The organism is Hydrogenophaga sp. (assembly GCF_035481345.1).
In the GTDB taxonomy this organism is placed as follows: Bacteria; Pseudomonadota; Gammaproteobacteria; order Burkholderiales; family Burkholderiaceae_C; genus Hydrogenophaga.
The window spans coordinates 1-23,438 of record NZ_DATIGV010000105.1 but is presented as its reverse complement, the minus strand read 5'-3'; the positions used below and the strand labels follow the sequence as shown (position 1 = coordinate 23,438).

The 23,438-nt window shown below is 69.3% G+C and carries 16 protein-coding genes; 13 read left to right on the top strand and 3 right to left on the bottom strand.

All coding sequences use genetic code 11. The annotated features are described in order from the left end of the window. Window positions 1-90 precede the first annotated feature (90 nt). Genes VLG41_RS11275 through VLG41_RS11240 form a run of 8 tightly spaced genes read left to right on the top strand, consistent with a single transcriptional unit; the run spans window position 91 to window position 8,001 of the window. A complete protein-coding gene (locus tag VLG41_RS11275; RefSeq protein WP_414652486.1) occupies window positions 91-1,074 on the top strand; it encodes a Bug family tripartite tricarboxylate transporter substrate binding protein in 984 nt (327 codons plus the stop codon). Between the two features lie 21 nt (window positions 1,075-1,095). Further along, entirely contained in the window at window positions 1,096-1,779 is a 684-nt protein-coding gene (locus VLG41_RS11270) for an RraA family protein (RefSeq protein ID WP_325349494.1), read from the top strand. After that, entirely contained in the window at window positions 1,776-2,708 is a 933-nt protein-coding gene (locus VLG41_RS11265) for an NAD(P)-dependent oxidoreductase (RefSeq protein WP_325349493.1), read from the top strand. Before VLG41_RS11270 ends, VLG41_RS11265 begins: the two co-directional genes overlap by 4 nt. A gap of 6 nt (window positions 2,709-2,714) precedes the next feature. Next, entirely contained in the window at window positions 2,715-3,788 is a 1,074-nt protein-coding gene (locus VLG41_RS11260) for a cyclase family protein (protein WP_325349492.1), read from the top strand. Window positions 3,789-3,832: 44 nt separating this feature from the next. Further along, a complete protein-coding gene (locus VLG41_RS11255) occupies window positions 3,833-4,804 on the top strand; it encodes a tripartite tricarboxylate transporter substrate binding protein (protein WP_325349491.1) in 972 nt (323 codons plus the stop codon). A 14-nt stretch (window positions 4,805-4,818) separates the two neighbouring features. Continuing rightward, complete coding sequence (locus tag VLG41_RS11250; protein ID WP_325349490.1) at window positions 4,819-5,778, top strand: tripartite tricarboxylate transporter substrate binding protein; 960 nt, start codon at window positions 4,819-4,821, stop codon at window positions 5,776-5,778. A gap of 6 nt (window positions 5,779-5,784) precedes the next feature. Next, entirely contained in the window at window positions 5,785-6,738 is a 954-nt protein-coding gene (locus tag VLG41_RS11245) for an SMP-30/gluconolactonase/LRE family protein (protein ID WP_325349489.1), read from the top strand. A gap of 9 nt (window positions 6,739-6,747) precedes the next feature. Beyond that, entirely contained in the window at window positions 6,748-8,001 is a 1,254-nt protein-coding gene (locus VLG41_RS11240; protein ID WP_325349488.1) for a PQQ-dependent sugar dehydrogenase, read from the top strand. Window positions 8,002-8,017: 16 nt separating this feature from the next. On the opposite strand, the gene VLG41_RS11235 is transcribed toward VLG41_RS11240, so the two are convergent. Both VLG41_RS11235 and VLG41_RS11230 read right to left on the bottom strand, forming a co-directional pair. Next, window positions 8,018-8,314: a DUF5666 domain-containing protein gene (locus VLG41_RS11235; protein ID WP_325349487.1), complete on the bottom strand. Its 297-nt coding sequence runs from the start codon at window positions 8,312-8,314 to the stop codon at window positions 8,018-8,020. Between the two features lie 118 nt (window positions 8,315-8,432). Further along, complete coding sequence (locus VLG41_RS11230) at window positions 8,433-9,023, bottom strand: peroxidase-related enzyme (protein ID WP_325349486.1); 591 nt, start codon at window positions 9,021-9,023, stop codon at window positions 8,433-8,435. Between the two features lie 102 nt (window positions 9,024-9,125). Here VLG41_RS11230 and VLG41_RS11225 point away from each other — a divergent pair, with 102 nt between their 5' ends. From VLG41_RS11225 to VLG41_RS11215, 3 genes are read left to right on the top strand one after another with little or no spacing between them, the layout of a single operon-like run. Continuing rightward, a complete protein-coding gene (locus VLG41_RS11225) occupies window positions 9,126-9,512 on the top strand; it encodes a carboxymuconolactone decarboxylase family protein (RefSeq protein WP_291019786.1) in 387 nt (128 codons plus the stop codon). Window positions 9,513-9,547: 35 nt separating this feature from the next. After that, window positions 9,548-10,510: a Bug family tripartite tricarboxylate transporter substrate binding protein gene (locus tag VLG41_RS11220; RefSeq protein ID WP_325349485.1), complete on the top strand. Its 963-nt coding sequence runs from the start codon at window positions 9,548-9,550 to the stop codon at window positions 10,508-10,510. Between the two features lie 40 nt (window positions 10,511-10,550). Continuing rightward, complete coding sequence (locus VLG41_RS11215) at window positions 10,551-12,308, top strand: hybrid sensor histidine kinase/response regulator (protein WP_325349484.1); 1,758 nt, start codon at window positions 10,551-10,553, stop codon at window positions 12,306-12,308. Here the strand turns inward: VLG41_RS11215 and VLG41_RS11210 are convergent. After that, window positions 12,290-12,949: a response regulator transcription factor gene (locus tag VLG41_RS11210; protein ID WP_325349483.1), complete on the bottom strand. Its 660-nt coding sequence runs from the start codon at window positions 12,947-12,949 to the stop codon at window positions 12,290-12,292. The two genes, VLG41_RS11215 and VLG41_RS11210, sit on opposite strands and share 19 nt — an antisense overlap. A 283-nt stretch (window positions 12,950-13,232) precedes the next feature. Here VLG41_RS11210 and VLG41_RS11205 point away from each other — a divergent pair, with 283 nt between their 5' ends. Both VLG41_RS11205 and VLG41_RS11200 read left to right on the top strand, forming a co-directional pair. Then, the gene (locus VLG41_RS11205; RefSeq protein WP_325349482.1) at window positions 13,233-14,999 is read left to right on the top strand and encodes a ShlB/FhaC/HecB family hemolysin secretion/activation protein; all 1,767 of its coding nucleotides are present in this window, start codon (window positions 13,233-13,235) and stop codon (window positions 14,997-14,999) included. Between the two features lie 19 nt (window positions 15,000-15,018). Then, a partial coding sequence (locus VLG41_RS11200; RefSeq protein ID WP_325349481.1) for a hemagglutinin repeat-containing protein occupies window positions 15,019-23,438 on the top strand: 8,420 nt, incomplete at its 3' end.

The window sequence follows — 23,438 nt, the reverse complement described above, 5'->3', positions numbered from 1 at the left end:
TTGTGTGCAACGGCATTGTACTGAGCGCAACCCTTGTCCAGAATCCGGGCCACAGCGACGCGATCGCTGCACAACGATGGAGACAAGACAGTGAACATCACCCGCCGCACCCTCACGGGCCTCGCCCTCGCCACCACCTTCGCCGCCGCCTTCGTGGGCAGCGCCCACGCCCAGGCCTGGCCCAACAAGCCCATCCGCTTCGTCGTGCCGTTCCCGGCAGGCGGCGGCACCGACCTGATCGGCCGCGAGCTCACGCAGAAGATGACCGAGGCCACGAAGTGGAACTTCGTGATCGACAACCGCCCGGGCTCGGGCGGCAACATCGGCATCGACAACGTCGTCAAGTCACCCGCCGATGGCTACAGCGTGGTGCTCGGGCAGACCAGCAACCTGGCGATCAACGTCACCCTCTACGACAAGCTGCCCTACGACCCGGTCAAGGACCTGACGCCCATCTCGCTGGTGGCCAGCGCGCCGCTGACGCTCGTGGTGGCGACGAACTCGAAGTACCGCACCCTGGCCGACATCGTCGCGGCGTCCAAGGCCAAGCCCGGCTCGATCAACTTCGCGACCTCGGGCAACGGCACGGTGGCCCACCTGGCGATGGAGCTGTTCCAGCGCGAGGCCGGCATCAAGCTGATGCACATCCCCTACAAGGGCGCGGCGCAGGGCATCAACGACGTGATGAGCGAGCGGGTGGAGGTCTATGTCTCGTCCATTCCCACGCTGCTGGGCCACATCAAGAACGGCAAGCTGCGCCCGCTGGTGGTGACCTCGCTCAAGCGCGTGGACGACCTGCCCGACGCGCCCACCATCGCCGAGTCTGGCTACAAGGGCTTCGAAGCCGTCACCTGGTTCGGCGTGCTCGGCCCGGCCAACCTGCCCGCGGACGTCGTGGGCCGTTTGAACACCGAGATCAACAAGGCCTTGCAGACCCCCGCGCTGCAGAAGCAGTTGAGTGACCAGGGCGCCGACGTGCTGGGCGGCTCGCCCGAGCAGTTCAGCAAGCTGATCCGTGACGACATCGTCCGCTGGGGCAAGGTCGTCAAGGAGTCGGGCGCCAAGATCGATTGACCCACCCCTCAGGAAATCACCGTGTCCCTTCCCGATATCGTGCGCGACTTCGATCGCGTGTCCCCCGAACTCGTGCAACAGGCGGGCGCCTTTCAGGCCGCCATCCTGGCCGACGTCAACGGCCGCCGCGGCGCGCTGCACGGCCGCATCAGCGCCCTGCGCCCGAGCATGCAAGTGGCGGGCACGGCGTTCACGGTGGAGGTTCGTCCCGGCGACAACCTCATGATCCACGCGGCCATGTCGCTCGCGAAACCCGGCGACGTGCTCGTGATCGATGGCAAGGGCGACCAGACCGCCGCGCTCATGGGCACCATCATGATGACCGCGTGCCAGAAGCTGGGCATCGCGGGCGTGGTGGTCGACGGCGCGGTGCGCGACTCGCTCGAGATCGAGGAGATGGGTTTTCCGGTGTTCAGCGTGGGCACCAACCCCAATGGCCCCACCAAGCTGGTGCCGGGCCGCATCGGCCACCCGGTGTCGGTGGGCGGCGCGACCGTGCACCCCGGCGACCTGATCGTGGGCGATGCCGACGGCGTGGTGGTGATCGAGCGCGAGGCCGTGGCCGCGCTGATCCCGCTGGCCGACAAGAAGGTGAAGGACGAGGCCGCGCGCATCGCCGCGATCCAGCGGGGCGACACCGCCGCCAAGTGGCTCGACTCCGCGCTGCGCGCCGCGGGCGTGCTCAAGGAAGGAGAGCGGCTGTGAGCCATGCCGTGGCACTCAAACCCGCGCTGCTGGTCACCGCGGCCGACCTGGCCCCGCAGGCCCTGGCCCTGCTGAGCGACTTTCACATCGTCTACGCGGGCAAGACGCCCACCGACGAGGACATCGTGGCCCTGTGCCAGGCGCACAACCCCGAGGCCATCATCGTGCGCTACGGCAAGGTGGGCGCGGCCGCCATGGACGCGGCCCCCGCGCTGCGCGTGATCTCCAAGCACGGCAGCGGCACCGACACCATCGACAAGGTGGCGGCCAAGGCGCGCCACATCGAGGTCCGTGCCGCCGTGGGCGCCAACGCCGCGGCGGTGGCCGAGCAGGCCCTGGCGCTGCTGCTGGCCTGTGCCAAATCCGTGCCCCGGCTCAACGCCCGCATGCATGCGGGCTGGTGGGACAAGGCCACGCACAAGAGCGTGGAGCTGGCGGGGCGCACCGTGGGGCTGGTCGGCCTGGGCGCGATCGGCCAGCGCTTCGCGCGCATGGCCCTGGCCATGGACATGCGCGTCATCGGCTTCGATCCGTTCGCGAACAGTCTGCCCGCCGGCATCGAGGCCGTGGACCTCGCCACGCTATGGCGCGAGTCCGACGCGATCTCGCTGCATTGCCCGCTCACCGCGGACAACCGCGGCTTGCTCAACCGCGAGAGCCTGGCGTTGTGCAAGCCCGGCGTGATCGTGGTGAACACTGCGCGCGGCGGGCTGATCGACGAGGCCGCGCTGCTCGATGCGGTGCGTTCGGGCCAGGTGGCCTGCGCCGGCCTGGACAGCTTTGCCGTCGAGCCCATGACGGCGGGTCATCCCTTCCACGGCGAAGAACGCATCATCCTCAGCCCGCACATCGGCGGCGTGACGTCGGACGCCTACATCAAGATGGGCGTGGCGGCGGCCGAGAACGTGCTGTCGGTGCTGCACGCCTGATCCGCCATGGCCCAGCGTTGGACACACGCGCCCGAGGGGGCGCGCTGGGGTGAGTTCGGCCCGGACGACCAGCGCGGCCGCATGAACCTGGTGACGCGCGAGAAGGTGCTGCAAGGTGTGGCCGAGGTGCGCGAGGGCCTGAGCTTCTGCCTCTCGCTGCCGCTGGACGTGCCCGGTGGTGCCAGCATGAACCCGCGCCGCCAGCCGCCGCAGCGCTTCTCGGTGATCCGCAACGGCGCCAGCGCCGGCCAGCAGGGCTTCTGCTGGTCCTATGCGTCGGAAGACCCCGAGCTCACGGACGTGGTCAACGACGACGTGGCCCTGCTCAGCCTGCAGTACTCCACGCAATGGGACAGCCTGGCCCACATGGGCAGCCTGTTCGACGCCGACGGCGACGGCGTGGCCGAGGCGGTGTTCTACAACGGCTACCGGGCGGGCGAACACATCCGGCCCGGCACCGAAGACCCGCAGGCCGCGCAGGCCTTCGCGCGCTATCCCGGGCCGCAGGCCGATGCGCTGGGCATCGAACACCTCGCGGAGCACGGCGCCCAGGGCCGGGGCGTGATGATCGACCTCGAACACCACCTGGGCCGCCGCCGCCAGGCCGTGGGCTACGACGCGCTCATGCGCATCCTCGAGGCCGACGGCATCGAGGTGGAGAGCGGCGACATGGTGTGCCTGCACACCGGCTTCGCCGACACCCTGCTGGCCATGAACCGCCAGCCCGATCTGCAGACCCTGCACGCCACGGGCAGCGGGCTCGACGGCTGGGACGGCCGGCTGCTCAACTGGATCGTCGACGTGAAGCTGGCCTGCCTGCTCGCCGACAACCCCGCGGTGGAGCTGGTGGTGCCCAAGCTGACCCGGCCCGCGGGCGGCCCCGCGCTGCGCCAGCCGCGCTTGCCGCTGCACGAGCACTGCCTGTTCAAGAACGGCATCCACCTCGGTGAGCTCTGGTACCTCACGGCGCTGGCCCGCTGGCTGCGCGCGCACGCGCGCCACCGCTTCCTGCTGACGGCGCCGCCCCTGCGGCTGCCGGGCGCGGTGGGTTCGCCCGCCACGCCCATCGCCACGGTTTGACATCCCCCGGGCCCCACCCGGCCCTTCACCACAAGGAGACATCCATGAGACAAGGCCTCAAGAAGCTGCTGACCGCCTGCCTGGCCGCCGCCGCGTTGACGGCGCCCCTGGCCCACGCGGCCTGGCCCGAGAAACCCATCCGCTTCGTGGTGCCCTACGCGGCCGGCGGCGCGGCCGATGCGCTGGCGCGCACGGTGGCCACCGAGCTCACGCAGCGCTTGAAGCAGTCGGTGATCGTGGAGAACAAGCCCGGCGCGGGCGGCACCATCGGCGCCATGGCCGTGGCCTCGGCGCCCGCCGATGGCTACACCTTCCTGTACGACGCCACGGCTTTCGCGGTCAATCCCTCGCTCTACCCCAAGCTCGGCTTCAGCTATGGCAAGGACTTCGTGCCCATCTCGATGGTGGCGCGCATCCCGACCCTGCTGGTGGTGCCCGCCAACTCGCGCTTCAACAGCGTGGCCGATCTGGTGAAGTACGCCAAAGCCAACCCCGGCAAGCTGTCCTACGCCTCGGCGGGCAACGGTGGCGCCGCGCACCTGAGCGGCGAACTCTTCAAGCAAGGCCATGGCCTGGCCATCGTGCACATTCCCTACCGCGGTGGCGCCCCGGCGCTCACCGATCTGTCGGGCGGCACGGTCGATCTGATGTTCAGCGCCGTGACCGCGTCGGGTCCGCTGGTGAAGGCCGGGCGGATCAAGGCGCTGGCCACCGCCTTCGACAGCCGGCTGGAGGCCATGTCCGAGACGCCGACCATCGCCGAGACCGGCCTCAAAGGCTTCAGCGCCTACGAATGGAACGGCATCTTCGCGCCCGCCGGCACGCCGCCCGACATCGTCAAACGCATGGAAACCGAGATGCGCGAGGTGCTGTCCTCGCCCGCCATGCGCGAACGCCTGCAGGGCCAGGGTGCGCTGCCCGCGAGCGGTGGCGCGAAGGAACTCGACGATTTCGTGACCGCAGAAACCGCCAAGTGGGCGCGCGTGATCAAGGCCGCCCGCATCACCATCGACTGAACAGGAGACACCCCATGAACACCCGACACCTCTTGGCCATTGGCCTGCTTGTGGCCGCCTCGGCCACCCACGCGCAGGACTGGCCGACCAAGACCGTGCGGATCATCGTGCCCTACGCGCCCGGCGGCGCGGTGGACGTGGTGACGCGCAAGATGGCCGCCAAACTGCAGGAGCAGACCGGGCAGAGCTTCATCGTCGACAACCGGCCCGGCGCCACGGGCACCATCGGCGTGTCCGCGGCGGCGCGCTCGGCGCCCGATGGCTACACCCTGGTGGCCAACGACACCACCTTCGCGCTGCTGCCGCACATCTTCAAGAAGCTGCCCTTCGACCACGACAAGGACCTCGAGCCCGTGGGCGCCTTCGTGTTCGCGCCCATGGCGGTCGCGGTGCGCGCCGAGTCGCCATACAAGACGCTCGACGAGATGCTGCGTGCGGCCAAGGCCGAACCGAACAAGCTGAGCTACGGCACCGGCGGCCCCGGCACCATGCCGCACTTCGCCAGCGAGGCGCTGGGCATCGCCACCGGCGCGCGCTTCCTGCACGTGCCGTTCAAGGGCGCGGGCGAGGCCACGCAAGCGCTGCTCAGCGCCACCATCGACTACCAGATCGCGTCCACGCCCGGCGTGATCGGCCCGGTCAAGGGCAACCGCATCCGCCTGCTCGCCATCAGCGGCGACAAGCGCCTGCCGGCGCTGCCGCAGGTGCCGACGTTTGCCGAGGCCGGCGTGAAGGACTTCGGTGTCATCAACTTCACCGGCCTGTGGGCGCCCAAGGGCACGCCGCAGGAAGTGATCGACCGGTTGCAGAAGGAGATCGCCACCGCCATGGCCTCGGCCGACATGAAGGCCTATGCCGAAGGCATCGCGGCCGAGCCCGGCCACTGGGACGCGCCCGCCTTCGCGCGCAACCTCAAGGAGCGCACCGCCTATTGGGGCAAGATCGCGGCCAACACCGCTTTCGAGAAGCAGTAAGCCACCATGTTCCTGCCACATCCGCCCGCCCTGCGCGACGCCGAGGTCTTCACCCGCCTGCCGGACAGCTTCCGGCGCCCGGACAGCCGCTCGAGCTGGGGCGAGGCGAACCGCCCGGGGCAGGTGACCGACAGCTTCCTGGAAGGGCCGGTGTTCGATGCGGCAGGCCACCTCTACGTCACCGACATCCCGTTCGGCCGCATCTTCCGTGTCGACGCCAGCGGCGCCTGGTCGCTGGTGGCCGAGTACGACGGTGAGCCCAACGGCATGAAGTTCCTCAACGAGCGGGAACTGCTCATCGCCGACTACCGCAACGGGCTCATGGTGTGCGACATCGCCAGCGGCACCGTGAGGCCCTACCTGGAACGCCGCAACAGCGAGCGCTTCAAGGGCATCAACGACCTGGTCTTCGACACCCGGGGCAACCTGTACTTCAGCGACCAGGGCCAGACCGGCCTGCACGACCCGACCGGGCGGCTGTACCGCCTGCGGCCCGATGGGCGGCTCGACCTGCTGCTGTCCAACGTGCCCAGCCCCAACGGTGTGGCGCTGTCGCCCGACGAGCGCGTGCTGTACCTGGGCGTGACGCGAGGCAACGCGGTGTGGCGCGTGCCCTTGCTCGACGACGGCAGCGTGTCCAAGGTCAGCGCCTTCTTCACCTCGTACGGACCCAGCGGGCCGGACGGCCTGGCCGTCGACGCGCTGGGCCGCGTGATCGTGGCGAACCCGGGCCTGGGTTACGCCTGGGTGCTCAATGCACGTGCCGAGCCGGTGGAAGTGATCCGCAGCCCGGCGGGCGCGTCGCTGACGAACGTGGCCTTCGGCGGGCCCGAGCGCAAGACCTTGTACTGCACGGAATCGGTGAGCGGTTCGGTGCTGCGCGTGGCCATGTCGGCGCCGGGCCTGCCGCTGGCGCGCGGGTCACAAATGCTTGCAGTTGGCCAGGCGGGCCCCGCCTAGCATGGCTGCATGCCGCGCCGCCTGTCTTCACTGCTTTCCCCACACGTTCCCGCCCGCGTCGGCGCACTCGCGCTCTGCGTTTCGCTGTGGTCTTGTGGCGGCGGTGGCGGCAGTGGCGACGGCGGCGCCAGCGGCAGTCCGCCGCCCGGTTCGGGCAACACGCCCACTTTCATTCCCACCACCACGCCGGTGACGGCGACGGACGTGGCGACCGGTCTCACCAACCCCTGGGGGCTGGCGTTCCTGCCCGATGGCCGCATGCTGATCACGGGCCGCACGGGGCAGTTGTGGCTGCTGTCGGCCGACGGGTCCGCACGCCAGACCCTCTCCGGCCTGCCCAGCGGGCTGTACACCGGCGGGCAGGGCGGTCTGCTCGACGTCGCCATCGACCCGTCCTTCGCGAGCAACCGGCGCATCTACCTCACGTTCGCGGAGGTCGATCCCGGCAACGCCTCCATCAACGGCACCGCGGTGGCGCGCGCCGAACTCGACACGGGCTCATCGAGTCTGGTGGGGCTCACGGTGATCTACCGCCAACTGCCCAAGGTGGCCAGCAGCGGCCACTTCGGCTCGCGGCTGGTGTTCGACAACAGCGGCCACCTGTTCGTCACGCTGGGCGACCGCCAGAACGCCGACCAGGCCCCGTACGCGCAAGACCTCTCGCGCGGCAACGGCAAGGTCGCGCGCATCACCACCAATGGCGACCCCGCGCCCGGCAACCCCTTTGCCGTCGGCCCGCAGGCCAGCTTCTGGAGCTACGGCCACCGCAACCCGCAGGGCGCCGCGCTGCGCCCGGGCACGGGCGAGCTGTGGATCAGCGAGCACGGCCCACAGGGCGGCGACGAGATCAACCGCGTGCTCGCCGGTCTCAACTACGGCTGGCCCGTCATCAGCCACGGCCAGCAGTACGGCACCACCACCCAGTGGGGCGAGGGCACCGCCAAGGCCGGCATGGAACAACCCGTGTCGGTGTGGGAAACGATCGACGGCAGTCCCTGGACGTCCGGTCAGAAAAGCTCCACGGCACCGGCTGGCATGGCCTTCTTCACTGGCAACGGGCCGGCCCACTGGCAGGGCAGCCTGTTCGTTGGCGCGCTGGCGGGCCAGGCCCTGTGGCGGCTGCAGCTCGACGGCAACACGGTGGTGGGCCGCGAGCGCTTCCTGGCCTCCCTGGGTGAACGCATCCGCGACGTGCAGCAGGGCCCGGACGGGCGCCTGTACCTGCTGACCGACAGCGGGCGGCTGCTGCGCGTGAACGCGTGAGCGCCGCCCCCCGGTCTTACTGCTTGCTCTTCTTGAACTCGATGTCGTCGGCGTACAGCCGGCCATCGCGGCGCTCGATGTCCACTTCCACGTAGTGGCCCTCGCGCAGGTCTTCGAAGCGCTTGTAGTCGTTCTCGTAGTCCGTCTTGTCGGTGACGTAGATCACCTCGCTGGCGATCGTGAAGCTGCGCGCGCTCTTGTCGACGGACTGGATGCGACCTTTCATGTCTTCCGCGTGGGCGGCGCCCACGCCCAGGGCCATGGCCGAGGCCAGCAGAACGGCGTGCATGCGCAATGGGTGGGTGTTGGACATGGTGAACCTCCTATGTGATGGTGCGCTCTTGGAATCGAGCCGCTGTCCATCGTGCCGCGTTTTGAGGGGGTTCGGCCGTGCCCAGCCGTAAACGAGGCCTTGTCCTACAGGGCCGGGTTCACGCGGCCGACTTGGCCTTGGGCACGCGGCCCAGCAGGTAGAACTCGGGGTTGGGCGCCATGCCCGTGACGTTGGCCATGCGGTTCGAGAGCCCGAAGAAGGCGGTGATGGCCGTGATGTCCCAGATGTCCTCGTCGTCGAAGCCGTGCGCGTGCAACGCGTCCATGTCGGCGTCGTCCACCTCGTTGGAATGCAGGCAGACCTTCATCGCGAAGTCGAGCATGGCGCGCTGGCGCGGCGTGATGTCGGCCTTGCGGTGGTTCACCGCCACCTGGTCGGCCACCAGAGGCTTTTTCTCGTAGATGCGCAGGATGGCGCCGTGCGCCACCACGCAGTAGAGGCAGCCGTTGGCCGCGCTGGTGGCGGTGACGATCATCTCGCGCTCGCCCTTGGTCAGGCTGCCCGTCTCCTTGAGCATCAGCGCGTCGTGGTACGCGAAGAAGGCGCGCCATTCGGCGGGCCGGCGCGCCAGCGCGAGGAAGACGTTGGGGATGAAACCCGACTTCTCCTGCACCTCGCGGATGCGGGCCTGGATGTCCTCGGGCAGGGTGTTGAGGTCGGGCAGGGGGTAGCGGTTCTTCTGCGGCATGGGTGTGTCTCCTGGTCATTGGGTGCGGCCAGGGCCGAGTATCGGCGAGGCCTGCGGTATCGTTGCGCTCGTCATCGAACCACCCGCCGCGAGGCCTTCTCCATGAACCTGCCCGACGACCCCGAATTCCAGCGCGGCCTGGCCATGCGCACGCAAGTGATGGGCGACGATTTCGTCGCCAAGGCCTTCGGCGGCATGACGCCGTTCACCGAGCCCATGCAGCACCACATCACGCGCCGCGCCTGGGGCGACGTGTGGCAGCGCGGCGTGCTGGACCTGAAGACGCGCAGCCTCATCACCGTGGCCATGCTGGCTGCCCTGGGCAAACAGCACGAGCTGAAGGGGCACGTGCGTGGTGCGCTCAACAACGGCGCCACGGCCCAGGAATTGCAAGAGGTGCTGCTGCACGCGGCGGCCTACTGCGGCATTCCCACCGCCGTGGAGGCCTTCCGCACCGCCGCCAGCGTCGTCGATGGCGAAGGCGCTTGACCCATCACCCGTTTTTCTTCCGGAGGACCCACCGAATGAACCTGACCTTGTCCCGCCGCGCGGCCATCGCCGCTTCCCTGGCCCTGGCCGCCGGCTTCGCGCACGCGCAGTCCAACGTCCGCATCCTGGTGGGCTTCCCGCCCGGGGGCGGCACCGACGCCATCGCGCGTATCCTGGCCGAGAAGCTGCATGGCGAGCTGGGCACGCCCGTGGTGGTGGAGAACCGGCCCGGCGCGGGCGGCCAGCTCGCGGGCCAGGCGCTGAAGGCCGCGCCGGCCGACGGCAGCACCGTCTTCCTCAGCCACGACCACAGCGTGAGCATCCTGCCGCTGACCATGAAGAACCCGGGCTTCGACCCGTCGAAGGACTTCGTGCCCGTGGCCGGCTTCGCCACCTTCGTCAACGCGGTGGCCCTGTCGGGCGGCACGCCCGCGCGCGACTTCAAGGCCTGGATCGACAGCGTGAAGGCCGCTGGCGGCAAGAGCACCGTGGGCATTCCGGCGCCGGCCTCCACGCCGCAGTTCGCGGTGCAGGTCATCGGCAGGCAATACGGCCTGGACCTGGTGGCCGCACCCTATCGGGGCAGCGCGCCCATGATGGGTGACATGCTGGGCAACCAGATCCCGGCGGGCGTGGGCTCGGTGCCCGACTTCATCGAGAACCACAAGGCCGGCAAGCTGCGCGTGGTGGCCGTGATGGGCACCCAGCGCCAGGCCGCGCTGCCCGAGGTGCCCACCTTCAGCGAGCTCGGCATCAAGGGCTTCGAGGACGTGCCGTACTACGGCCTTTTCGCGCCCGCGGGCACGCCGGCGGCGGCGGTGGACAAGCTGGGCGCGGCGGTGCAGAAGGTGATCGGCATGCCCGACGTGCGCGAGAAGCTCACGGCCATGGGGCTGACGGTGGGCCACATGAGCGGCGCGGAGCTGGGCAAGCGCGAGAGCGCGTACCGCGAGGTCTGGGCCCGCATCATCAAGGACAGCGGCTACCAGCCGCAGTGAGGCGGGCGGGACTGCCACCGTCCCCGCCCTGCGCTCGCCCGTGACCCCCGACATCCCCGACCGCATCCGCGCCGAGCGGATCAAGTCGCTGTACGCCAGCATGCCGGCCTCTTACCTGGGCAGCGTGCTCGCCTCCGTGGGTTACCTGCTGGCCGCCTACCCCGTGCTGCCCGCCTGGCAGTGGCTGCTGTGGGGCGGGCTCATGCTGTCGCAGGCGCTGTGGCGGCACCTGCTGTGGCGTGCCTACCAGCGCCGCCAGCCCGGCGTGGAAGAGACCGGCCGCTGGGCCTTGTATGCGCTGCTGGGCTCGGGCGTGTCCGGCTGCTTCTGGGGCCTGGGCGCCTGGCTGGTGTTTCCGGTCGAACACGTCGGCTACCAGCTCTTCTACCTCTTCCTCATCGCGAGCATGGGCTCGCTGTCGGCCATCGCCTCAGCCGCCTACCTGCCCGCCTTCTACGTGTTCGCCGTGCCCACCATCGTGCCGCTGGGCGTCTGGATGCTGTTCCAGGACACGCCCATGCTGCGGGTGCTGGGCATCATCGGCCTGGGCTACCTGCCCGTGATCGGCGCCTTCGCGCACAACCTCAGCCGTGTGGTGGGCGGGTCGTTCCGATTGCGCTTCGAGAACCTCGACCTGCTGCGCGAGGTGATCGAGCGCAAGGAGCAGGCCGAGGAGGCCAGCCGCGAGAAGTCGATGTTCCTGGCGGCCGCCAGCCATGACCTGCGCCAGCCCCTGCACGCGCTGGCGCTGCAGACCCACCTGCTGGAGAAAACCGAGCTGGCGCCCACGCAGCGCAAACTGCTGGGCGGCATGCGGGGCTCCATCCACTCGATGACGGGACTGTTCGATGCCCTGCTGGACATGTCGCGCCTGGACGCGGGCGTGATTGCGGTGCGCGAAGGCCCGGTGGCGCTGGGCGAGCTGTTCGCGCGGCTGGAGCGCGAGTTCCGCCGGGAAGCCGAGGCCAAGCGCATCGACCTGCGCTTTCGGCCCACCGACGCGGTCGTGCGCAGCGACGACCACCTGCTGGCCTCGCTGCTGGGCAATCTCGTGTCCAACGCCATCCGGTACACGCGCCAGGGGGGTGTGCTGGTGGCGGCGCGGCGCACCCGGCGCGGTGTGCGCGTGGAGGTGTGGGACAGTGGCTGCGGCATCGCGCCCGAGAACCAGCGCGCCATCTTCAAGGCCTTCTACCAGGTGGGCAACGTGGAGCGCGATCGCTCCAAGGGGCTCGGCCTGGGCCTGGCGATCGTCGAGCGCCTCACGCGGCTGCTGAAGATTCCGCTGGAGCTGCGCTCCGAGCCCGGGCGGGGCAGCCGCTTCTCGGTGCGGCTGGCCGCCGCGCGTGCGAAGGCCGCGCCCGAGAAGCCGGTGCACCCCGCGGCGGCGGACAGCCTGGCCGGCGCCGTGGTGATCGTGGTGGACAACGAGGCCGAGATCCGCGCGGCCATGACGGCGCTGCTGGAGTCCTGGGGCTGCCAGGTGCTCAGTGCCTCGTCCGCCGCCGAAGCGCTGAGCCGCGCCGCTGCGCTGACCCGTGCGCCTGACCTCGTGGTCAGCGACTACCGCTTGGGGCCCGACGCCACCGGGCTGCAGCTCATCGAGCGCCTGCGCGACGAATTCAACGAGTCGATTCCCGCGCTGGTGGTCACCGGCGACACCGGGGCCGAGGTACTGCGCGAGGTGCTGGCCGGCGACTGCACCATCCTGCACAAGCCCGTGCAGCCCGAGGCGCTGCAGCGCGGCGTGGCCACGCTGCTGGCCGCGCGCCGGGCCGATCAGGACGAGGGGTCCTGAGGCCGGTCCGGCACCAGCCCCAGCCGCCGCGCCGCGAGCGCGGCCTGGGTGCGGTTGACCACGTCGAGCTTGTCGAAGATGGCGCCCACATGCGCCTTCACGGTCTTCTCGGTGATCTGCAGGCGCTGGGCGATCAGCTTGTTGGAGTCGCCCGCGCACATGGCGGCCAGCACCTCGAGCTGGCGCGCGCTCAGGCCCGCCTGATCGGCAGGGGTGGGGGGCGGCGCCACGCGGCCCTGCTGGCGCGTGATGAGCACACGCTCGCCCAGTGCCACGGCCTGCAGCCCGGCGATCAGGTCCTCGGGCCGGGCCGACTTGGAGATGAACGCCCGCGCGCCCGCGGCCCAGGCGGCCTCCTGGTCCTGCGGCTGGTCGTTGGCGGAGATGACCACGACCGCGCCGGCGGGCAGGGCCTTCACCATGCCCTGGATGGCCGACAGGCCATGCAGGTCGGGCAGGCCGGGGTCCAGCAGCACGAGCTCGGGCGGCTCTTCGCTCAGCGCGTGCTGGCGGGCCTGGGCGAAGCTGCTGGCCTGCCTCACGGCATGGCCGGGCAGGGCCTGCGTGGCGATCTGCGATAGCCCTTCGAGCATCAAGGGGTGGTCATCGACGACGAGCAGGGTCCTGGTGGTCTGGGTCATCCCGGTGGTGTGGTGGTGTCGCGCCCTGGAACAGACGGCGCTGTACGTGGCGTCAACGGTCGGCGGGTTGCTATGAAACTTGAAGGGCAATACCCCGAAAGGTGCATATTGTTGCGTCATTTGTGACGAAGTTCTCACCTGGCAGGTGAACTTGGGACTTTGGTCCCATATCGCCGGGTGCCGTCCGCGCCGAGACTGCGCGCCAGCCTTTTCCGCTGGCCGCAGGCGTGCGCGTGCCGCAGCGCTCCCCGGGGGGAAGGGCCCCGAACAAGAAGGAGCGCGTGTGACGGACAAGGCAGGGACCCGCCTCAAGGCGGGGCAGTCGCTGGTGGTGGCCATCGGCCTGTGGGGTGCGGCATGGGTCGCCCAGGCCCAGGGCGTGGCGCCCACGCCGCAGCAGATCGACCAGATCCGCCAGCAGCAGGAGCAGTTGCAGCGCGACGAGCAGCAGCGCCGCGAGCAACTGCTTCGCCAGCAGGACCCGGCGCGCCGCCTGCCCGGCAGCGTGGGCATCGACGCCACGCCGCCGATTCCCGATGGGCCCGATGGCGGGCCCTGTTTCACCGTGCAGCGCGTCGAGCTGGAGGGCGCGGCGCGGCTGGGCGCGGCCACGCAGGCCGAGATCGCGCGCCCCTTCATCGGCCAGTGCGTGGGCCTCAAGGAGATCCGCGAGCTCATGCGCGAGATCACCAACCGCTACGTCGAGATGGGGCTGGTGACCACGCGCGTCTACATCCCGCAGCAGGACATGTCCAACGGGCTGCTCAGGCTGCTGGTGCTCGAAGGCAAGGTCGGCGAGATCGGGCTGAGCGACGAGAGCGCCGGGGTGAATCTGGCCACGGCCTTCCCGGGCCTGCGGGGCCGGGTGCTCAACATCCGCGACATCGAGCAGGGCCTGGACCAGATCAACCGCCTGGGCTCGAACGGCGCCACCATGGAGCTGCAGCCCAGCGAGCACCCCGGGCTCACCAACATCCTCATCCGCAACCAGCCCCGCAGCCGCCTGAGCGGCGGGCTCACGCTGGACAACTACGGCAGCCCCTCCACGGGCGACCTGCGCGGCACGCTCAACCTGTCGGTGGACAACCCGCTGCGCCTGAACGACGCCTGGTTTGGCAGCTTCTCGCGCAACCTCGACGCCGATGCCGACGAGCGCCTGAGCGAAAGCGCGCTGATCGGCGCGAACTTCGCGTACGGCTACTGGAACTGGAGCTTCAACCTCAGCAAGAGCCGCTACGTGAGCATGATCAACACGCTCACGCAGCGCTTTCGCACCGACGGCAACACCGAGACCTACAACCTCGGTGTGCAGCGCGTGCTCAGCCGGGGCCAGACCAGCAAGCTCACGCTCAACATGGGCGTGACGCACAAGGACTCCAAGAACTACATCGAAGGCAGCCTGCTCACCACCAGCAGCCCCAAGCTCACCGACGTGCAGATCGGCCTGACCTCGGTGTTCACCGCCGGTGCGGGCTCCTGGACGCTGGATGCCTCGGCCTCACGTGGCATCAAGGCCTTCGGTGTGGTGGCCCTGCCCGAGGCCGGCACCGGCACCGTGCCCACGCCCTTTGGCACCCGATACAACGCGGCGGCCTCCTACTTCCGGCCCCTGGCGCTGGCGGGTGTCGACGCCACCTGGTCGAGCAGCCTGCAGATGCAGACCAGCCCGCACTTCCTCTACGGCTCCGAGCAGATGTCCGTGGGCGGTCTGTTCACCGTGCGCGGTTTCGACGGCACCTCGCTGTCGGCGGAGCGCGGCCTGTACTGGCGCAACGACCTGGCCTTCACGCTGCCGCCGCCTGAAGAGGCCTCCACCCGCTGGATCGGGCGCTTGCAGGCCTATGTGGCGGTCGACCTGGGCCGCATCTTCGGCCGCGAAGGCCAGACCACCGGCAGCCTGGCCGGCCTGGTGCTCGGCACGCGCGCCGTGGGCGGGCCGATCGGCTTCGACGTCGGCCTGGGCTTTCCGCTGCACGTCTCGCGCTCGGTGAAGGCGCGCGGCTCCATCGAAGGCCACGCGGTGTACGCGCGCGCCAGCATCAGTTTCTGAGTTTCCCGGGGAGCATGACATGAAGACCATCACGATGAAGGCCACGCTGAAGGCCGCGTTCACGGGCGCCGCGCTGGGCATGATCCCGGTGGTGCAGGTCACGCACGCGCAGCAGCAGGTGGTGGACCCGGCGGCCGCCGCGGGCAAGCAGTCCACCATCGGCCAGTCCCTCAACGGCACGCCGGTGCAGAACATTGCCGCGCCCAACGCCAGCGGCCTGTCGCACAACCAGTTCAGCAGCTTCAACGTCGGCACGCCGGGCCTGGTCATCAACAACTCGGCCGTCAACGCCATCTCGCAGATCGGCGGCGCGGTGGTCGCCAACCCGAACCTCGCCGGCGGCGAGGCGCGCCTCATCCTCAATGAGGTCACCAGCGGCAACCGCTCCATCCTGCAAGGCACGCAGGAGCTGCTGGGCGGCCGGGCGGGCTACATCCTGGCCAACCCCAACGGCATCACCTGCGACGGCTGCGGCTTCATCAACTTCCCGCGCGCCACGCTCACCACCGGCGCGCCGCAGTTCAACAACGGCCAGCTCACCGGCTTCACCGTCAACGGCGGTGACGTGCTCGTCGGCCCCGGTGGCCTCAACGCCCTGGGCGTGGACTACTTCGACATCATCACGCGCTCAGCCGTGCTCAATGGCCAGGTCAACGCCAATGACCTGTCCTTCCGGCTGGGCAGCAACGATGTGGACTACGCCACCCTGACGACCACCGTGCGCGCGGCGGGCGACGTGCCAGTCTTCGCGCTCGACTCCTCCGCGCTGGGTGGCATGTACGCGGGCCGCATCTCGCTCATCGGCACCGAGGCCGGCGTGGGCGTGCGCCTGCTGGGCAACGTGGCCGCATCGGTCAGCGACATCGACCTCGACGTGAACGGAAAGATCACGTTGAAGGACAACGTGGTCGGCGCGCAGCGCAAGCTCAACATCCGCTCGACGCAGGTGGCCTCGGTCGCCGGCAACGAGATCGAGCTGCTCAACGCGCAGGTGAGCGCGGGCGGGCAGGTGGGCCTGCACGGCGGCGACGTGCTGCTCGACGGCGGCAAGACCGTCGCGGGAACCGACCTCGCCATCAGCGGGCGCACCATCGACAGCACCGGCGGCCAGCGCGAGGCGGGGCAGGACCTGAGCCTCGCCGGCACCGGCGCCATCACCGTCACCGGCGGCACCGTGCAGGCCGATCGCGACCTCGCGGTCACCGGCACCAGCCTCACGCTCAACAGCGCCACGCTCATGGGCGAGGCCGATGGGCTCGACCCCACCGAAGGCGGCACCAGCGTCACCGTGAGCGGCGCGCTCGACGTCAACAACGCCAGCCTGTTCAGCGGCAACACCCTGAACGTGAGCGCGGGCTCGGTGGGCGTGGACGCGGCCAGCAACGCCAACGGCACCAAGGGCCTGCGCGGCAAGGCCGCCGTGGGCATCACCACCGCCGCGCTCACCAACGCCGGCCTGGTGGCCAGCGACGCGGGCCTCACCATCAACGGCAGCGGCACCACGGTGACCAATACCGGCAAACTCTTCGGCGCGAGCGGCCTGAACATGACGGCCGCGCAATTGAACAACCGCGCCGTCGTCGAATCGGGCGCCGCCATGGCGCTCAATGTGGCCAGCATCAGCAACGACGCCACCAGCGCCATGGCCGAGATCTACGCCATCGGCAACCTGACCATCACCGGCAACAACACCCTGAGCAACCAGTCCTCGGCCGCGCACCTCGCCAGGATCGTGTCGCGCGACGGCAAGCTCGACATCGATTCGCGCGGCGGCGCGGTGGGCACGCAGTCGGTGCAGAACAACGGCGGCCTGCTCTTCGGTGGCACCGGCGTGGACGTGGAGGTGGCGCGCGAGTTCGTCAACCGCCAGTCGGCCGGCCGCAAGGGCTACGTGTTCGCCAACACCGGCGACGTGCTGATCGGCGGCATCTACCAGGCGGCCGTGACGGCGGCGCCGCAGGACATCACCGTCAGCAACATCGACTCGGACATCGAAGCGCGCGTCGGCAACATCACCATCAACGCCAGCAAGCTCTACAACACCACCGACACCGCCGCGCCCACCGTGGCCGACGGCAGCTGGACGCGCCACTACGGCTGGTTCGACCACGACAACAACCCGGCCACGCCCTCGATCGAGGCCTTCTCCAACTGCGGCACCTACGACGACCACTTCGACAAGGACGTGACGGGCAAGATCTGCGCGGTCTGGTACGACACGCGCTCGCAGTACCTCGTCAACCCCGACACCTCGCCGCGCAGCCGCCTCATCGCGGGCAACAACTTCAACGCCTGGATCGAAAGCGAAGCGCTCAACTACATCAGCCTGATCTCGGCCGGCAACAACATCGACATCCAGGGCACCGGCAGCTTCGAGAACCGCGCGATCGAGCTGCGCCACGACCGCGACACCCTGATGTACCGCTACGAGAACGGCGGCACCAGCAGCAACCCGGCCGGCGAGTGCTACACCGACGGCGTGTTCAACCGCTGCTTCATGGAAGACGGCCTGCACAAGAAGAAGCGCTTCGCCAACATCTCGCCCGGCGTGCTCAGCACCTACACCGTGGGCATGGCGTCCACGGTGCAGGCGCGCGGCACCATCAACATCAACCTCGCGCGCGTGGGCAACCACAACAGCGGCGACAACGGCGAGCGCACGGGGGGCGGCTTCGTGGCGCCGGCGGGCACCGGCCAGACCTCGGGCACCCCCGGCGGCGCGCCGGGCAGCGGCATCGGCTCGCTCACCGGCAGCCCCTTCTTCGTGCCCAGCAGCGACCCGACCTCACCCTACCTGTTCGAGACCGACCCGCGCCTGATGAGCCTGGAAGGCCTGTACGGCTCGGACCTGTTCTTGAAGAGCCTGGGCCTGGACCCGGCGCAGTACCTGCGCGTCGGCGACCCGTACTTCGAGCAGCAACTGCTGCGCCAGCAGCTGCTGGCCGAGGCGGGGCAGCTCTTCATCGCCGACGGCATGGCCGGCGAGAACGAGCAGTTCAAGCTGCTGATGGAGAACGCCGCCGCCGCCCGGGACGACCTGCAACTGCGCGTGGGCGTGGCGCTCACCAAGGAGCAGATCGCCAACCTGCAGAAAGACATCGTCTGGATGGTGGAGACCGAGGTCAACGGCAAGAAGGCGTTGGTGCCCCAGCTCTACCTGTCGGACGCGACCAAGGCCAAGCTGGCCGAGGGCGCGCGCTTCGTCGCGAGCAACATCAACATCAAGACCGAAGGCGCGATCAGCAACAGCGGGGCCTTCGTGGCGTCGAACAACATCGACCTCAAGGCCGGCACCACCTTCACCAACAGCCAGGGCACGCTGGTGGCGGCCAACGGTTTGAGCATCGAGGCCACGGGCGACATCCTCAACCAGAGCGGCACCATCCGCGGCGGCGACGTGACGCTGACCTCGACCGAAGGCTCCATCGTCAACGAGACCTTGAAGCGCGACGTGGCCTTCGGCGACGCCGGCCAGGTGACCTACCTCGGCAACACCGCCAGCATCCAGTCCACCGGCAACCTGACCCTGGACGCGAAGCGCGACATCGTCTCGCGCGGAGGCGACATCGGTGCGCAGGGAGACGCGACGCTCAAGGCCGGCCAGGACATCACCCTCACCGCGATCGAACGCAAGACCTTCACCAGCGAGTACAGCAGCTCCAGCGAAGGCGGCCACAGCACCACGACCGTGTCGACGACCCAATCGACCCGCCAGGTGGGCTCGGGCCTCACCGTGGGCGGCAACCTGGACGCCACGGCCGCGCGCGACATCAACATCGAGGCAAGCGCCGTGGACGTGGCGGGCAACGGCCGCCTCGACGCCGGCCGCGACATCAACGTGACCGCGCTGGCCGAGCAGACCGACACCACGACCTCCACCGCCACGCGCAGCTGGAACAGCAGCTACGAGCAGGACACCGAGGTCAAGCGCACGACCGGCGCGGCCAGCTCGCTCAACTTCGGCGGCAACCTGGCGATCTCGTCGGGCCAGGACACCAACATCAAGGGCTCGCAGATCGCGGTCGGCGGCGACCTCAACGTCGAGAAGATCGGCGGCAACCTCAACGTCACCACCTTCGAAGAGAAGACCACGGTCTCGCAGACGACCAAGACCAGCAGCTTCTTCGGCGGCGAGGCCAAGGCCGAGGCCGGCAAGAACATCACCGAGAGCAAGGCCACGGCCAGCGCGACGCTGTACAGCTCGACCAAGGAGACGATCGACATCGACTCCACCACCCACCTGCGCTCGGGCATCGCGGTGGGCGGCAACCTCAACGCGGGCGGCGACGCGATCAAGGGCGACGTCAACATCACCGGCTCCAACATCGCCACCGGCGGCGACCTGAACCTGGCGGCCGGCGGCAACATCAACATCCTCGCCGCCGAGGACAAGACCACCGTCACCCAGACCAGCGAGAGCTTCTCGCTCAACGTCAGCGCCTCGGCCTCCATCGATGGCGCCGAGGCCGGCATCGGTGCGCAGTACGACGAGTCCAAGGGCTCCGCCACGCAGACGACGGCCCAGGTCTCCGGCCTGAGCGCGGGCGGCAACATCGACATCAACGCCGGCGGCAACTTCACCGAGCAGGGCACACAGGTGGCGGCGGTCGGCGACATCAAGGTCGAGGCCGACAGCATCACCAGCCTGGCCGCGCAAAACACCTACTCGGAAACCGGTGAATCGCTCTCGGTGAGCGTGGGCATCGGCGTGAAGGCCGAGACCGGCCTGGGCGGCGTGGTGGGTGCCTTCATCGACGACAAGACCAACAAGGCCGGCTTCGACATGGCCGCCGCCAGCGAAAGCCTCAACGGCCTGGACGTGCCCGACGCGGGCTCGGTGAAGGCCGAGCTCAGCGTCTCGGTCAACAAGACCCAGACCAGCAGCAGCGGCAACGACGCCGTGGCCTCCGGTTTCAGCAGCGGCGGCAACACCAGCTTCAAGGCGCGCGAGGGCGACGCCACCTTCCATGGCACCCAAGTGGAAGCGGGTGGTTCCATCGACGTGAGCGCCGACAAGGGCAGCGTGAAGATCCTGACCGCCGACAGCTCGAGCCAGTCGAGCAAGAGCACCACCGACGCAAGCGTGACCATCGGCGTCTCGGCCGACGGGACCTTCTCGGGCTCGGGCTCGGGCAGCGAGAAGACCGAATCGTCCAGCAGCACCACGCAGCAGGCCGCGAGCTTCAAGGCCGGCAAGGACCTGAACATCACGGCCAAGGACGACGTGACCCTCGTCGGCACGAACCTGGAGGCCGGAGGCACCGCGGCCATCGAGGCCAAGGAAGGCAAGATCGACTTCCTGGCCGCGCGCGACACCAGCAGCGCCAGCAGCGACGAGATGAACGCCAACGCCAGCTTCTCGGCCAACATCTCCGGCAAGGAAGGCAGCGTGGGCGGTGGCGGCGGCGAGCTGTCCACCCGCGAATCGAGTTCCACCGGCAAGGCCGGCTCGCTCAGCGCGGCCAACGTCGTTCTCAAGTCCAAGGGCGATATCACCCTGGAAGGCACGAACGTGGCGGCGGCCGACAGCGCCAGCATCCAGACCGAGGGCAAGCTCGACTTCAAGGCCGTGGAGAGCACCTACAGCCGCACCGCGCAGGGCCAGTCGGGGCAGGTCGACATCGAAGCCGGCGCCACGGGCGGCGGCGCCAAGGTGGCCGGCTCGCGCACGGACGAGAACGAGCAGGGCACCACGCGCACCGGCGGCTCGCTGTCGGCGAAGAACCTCACGATCAACGCCGGCAACGGCGCGCGCCTGGAAGGCACGCAGGTCGACGTGACCGAGAACGCCAGCATCGACACCGGCAAGGGGGCTTTGGTGATCGAGTCGGCCGTGAGCACCTACACCAAGACCGTGGACAACACCGCGGTGGAAGTGGGCGCCAAGGGCAACGCCAAGCAAGGCAGCGGCCAGGGCAGCTTCAAGATGGAAGGCGCCTACGAGGACACCAACAAGGTCAGCAACCAGAACGCCACGCTCAACATCGGTGGCAAGGCCGACATCAAGGCCGCCGGCGGCATCCAGGTCGCAGGCAGCAACATCGAGGGCGTGGGCAGCGTCATCAAGGCCGGCGAGACCAACCTCAATGGCGCGAGCGTCAGCATCGAGCAGCGCCAGGACGTGGACCAGTCCAGCAAGAGCAACGTGGGCGTGAGCGTGGGCGTGATCGTGCCCGGCAAGAAAACCCGCAAGGAAGTGACGGACACGGTGCAGAAGGTGCGCGACAGCGACGCCGCCAACACGCTGAAGAACAAGGTAGGCAACGCCGCGACGGCCCTGTCCAACGCGGCCGACACGGCGAAGACCAAACTCGCCAACGTGGGCAGCGACGCCGCCACCAAGGCCAAGGCCGACAGCGACCTGGCCCAGCGCGTGCAGGACCGCAAGGACACCAACACGGCCACCAAGCTGACGAACAACACCGCGCAGGCCGAGCGCAACGCCACGCGCCGCAACGCCGACATCGACGCCGACCTGGCGAAGAAGAACCAGAAGGCCGATTTCGATCGGCAGAAGGCCGACGACCTGGCAGCGACCAACCGCGACAAGGCACTCGCCAAGCTCGGCCCGAACGCCACCCAGGCGCAGAAGGACCAGGTGCAGCGCACCTACGACGACGCGACGCGCACCAACGCGCAGACGGCGTCCGACGCAAAAGTCACCAACGCCAACGCCGCGGCCGACCAGCGCGCCACCGTGCTGCAGCGCCAGGGCGACGACAAGCTCGCGGCCGAGAACAAGGCGGCCGACTCCACCATCCGCCACCACGACGACAGCAACGCGACCCTGATCGCCCTGGCCGCCAAGGACACCAGCCCCACAGGGCAGGACAAGCAGCGCGACGCCGAGATCCGCAAGACCGACGACCTGGGCCAACTGCAGGCCGACAAGGCCGCGCGCGAGGCGAGCGTGAAGGCCGACACCCAGAAGGCCCTGGCCGACAACGCCGCGCAGAAAGCGCGCACCGAGGCGGACCTGAAATCCCAGGGCGAGGCGGACAAGGCAGTGGCCGACGCGAAACGCGAGCAGGCCCGCAAGGACGCCGCCGTGGACGCCGACACCAGCAAGACCGATGACCAGAAGGCCGCCCTGAAGGAGCGCAACGCGAAGGAGGCGCAGGCCAAGGCCGATGCCGCGGCGCAGAAGCTGGCCGACGACAAGCGCGCGCACGCCGAGAAGGCCACCGACGACCAGCTCGCCGCCCGCCAGAAGCAGGACGAGGCGAAGATCGAAGGCGACAGGAAGAAGCAGGAGCTGCTGGCCGACACGGCCATGAAGCGGGACCTGCTGACGCCCGACGACGGTGTGAAGAAGGCCATGGCCGACGCGGACAAGCAGCTCAACGACGCCAAGGACCAGATCGCCAAGGACCTGCAGAAGGCCAAGGACGACGTGGCGAAACAGAAGGGCGATGCCGACAAGAAGGCCGAGCAGGTGAAGGCCGCGGCCGACCAGAAGGCGCAAGACGCCTTCGTCAAGAGCAAGCAGGCGTCCGAGCAGACGCGCGACCAGACGCTGGATGCCCTGAACAAGCGCACGGATCTGAGCGACGAGCAGAAGCAGGCGCGCCGCGACACCATCAATCGGGCGCACGACCAGCGCGTGGCCGACGCGCAAACCACGCTGGACACCGCGAAGACCGAGTCGACCAAGACCGCCGATCAGGCCAAGGCCGATGCGAAGAAGACCGCTGACGAGGCGGTGGCCAAGGCCGAAGCCAAGCGCGACACCGACGTGGCCAAGGCCCAGAAGGACCGCGAGGAAGACCAGGGCATCGTCAAGGCGAAGGACCAGCAGAAGCAGGCCCTGGAAGACCGCAAGAAGGCCGACGTCGCCAAGGCTGCCGAGGACGCGAAACACAAGAAGGACATCGCCCAGCTCGACGCCGACGAACGCGCCGCGCTGGAGAAGGCCGATCGCGACGCCGCGCGCGCCCGGGACGCCGTGGCCCGCGACGACAGCCTGAGCGCTACCCAGAAGGCCGACAAACTCAAGCAGTTGGCGGACCAGCAGGCCGATGCGCGCGAGCAGGCCGCGAAGGACCACGCCGCGGCCGTCGCGGCCAAGCAGAAGTCGCGCGACGACAGCGAGAAGCAGGCCGCCCTCGACGCCATCGACCCGAGCGCGAGCGACGCCGACAAGACCGCCCAGCGCAAGGCCATCGACGACCGCTTCAAGCAGCGTGAGACCGCGCGCGAGGATGCGAAGAAGGCCATGGAAGCGAAAGCCGGCGCGGACAAGGCGGCGGCTCAGGCGGTGGCCAAGGCCGATCATGAGCAGCGCAAGGCGCAGGCCGCGGCCGAGGAAAAACTGCAGCAGGGCAAGGACGACGTGGCGGCGGCGCGCAAGGCCAGCGACGACCAGGCCGACAGCGACTACCTGAAGAAGACGCGCGACATCCAGGACAAGCTCGCGCAGGACAGCGTGGGCAAGACCGA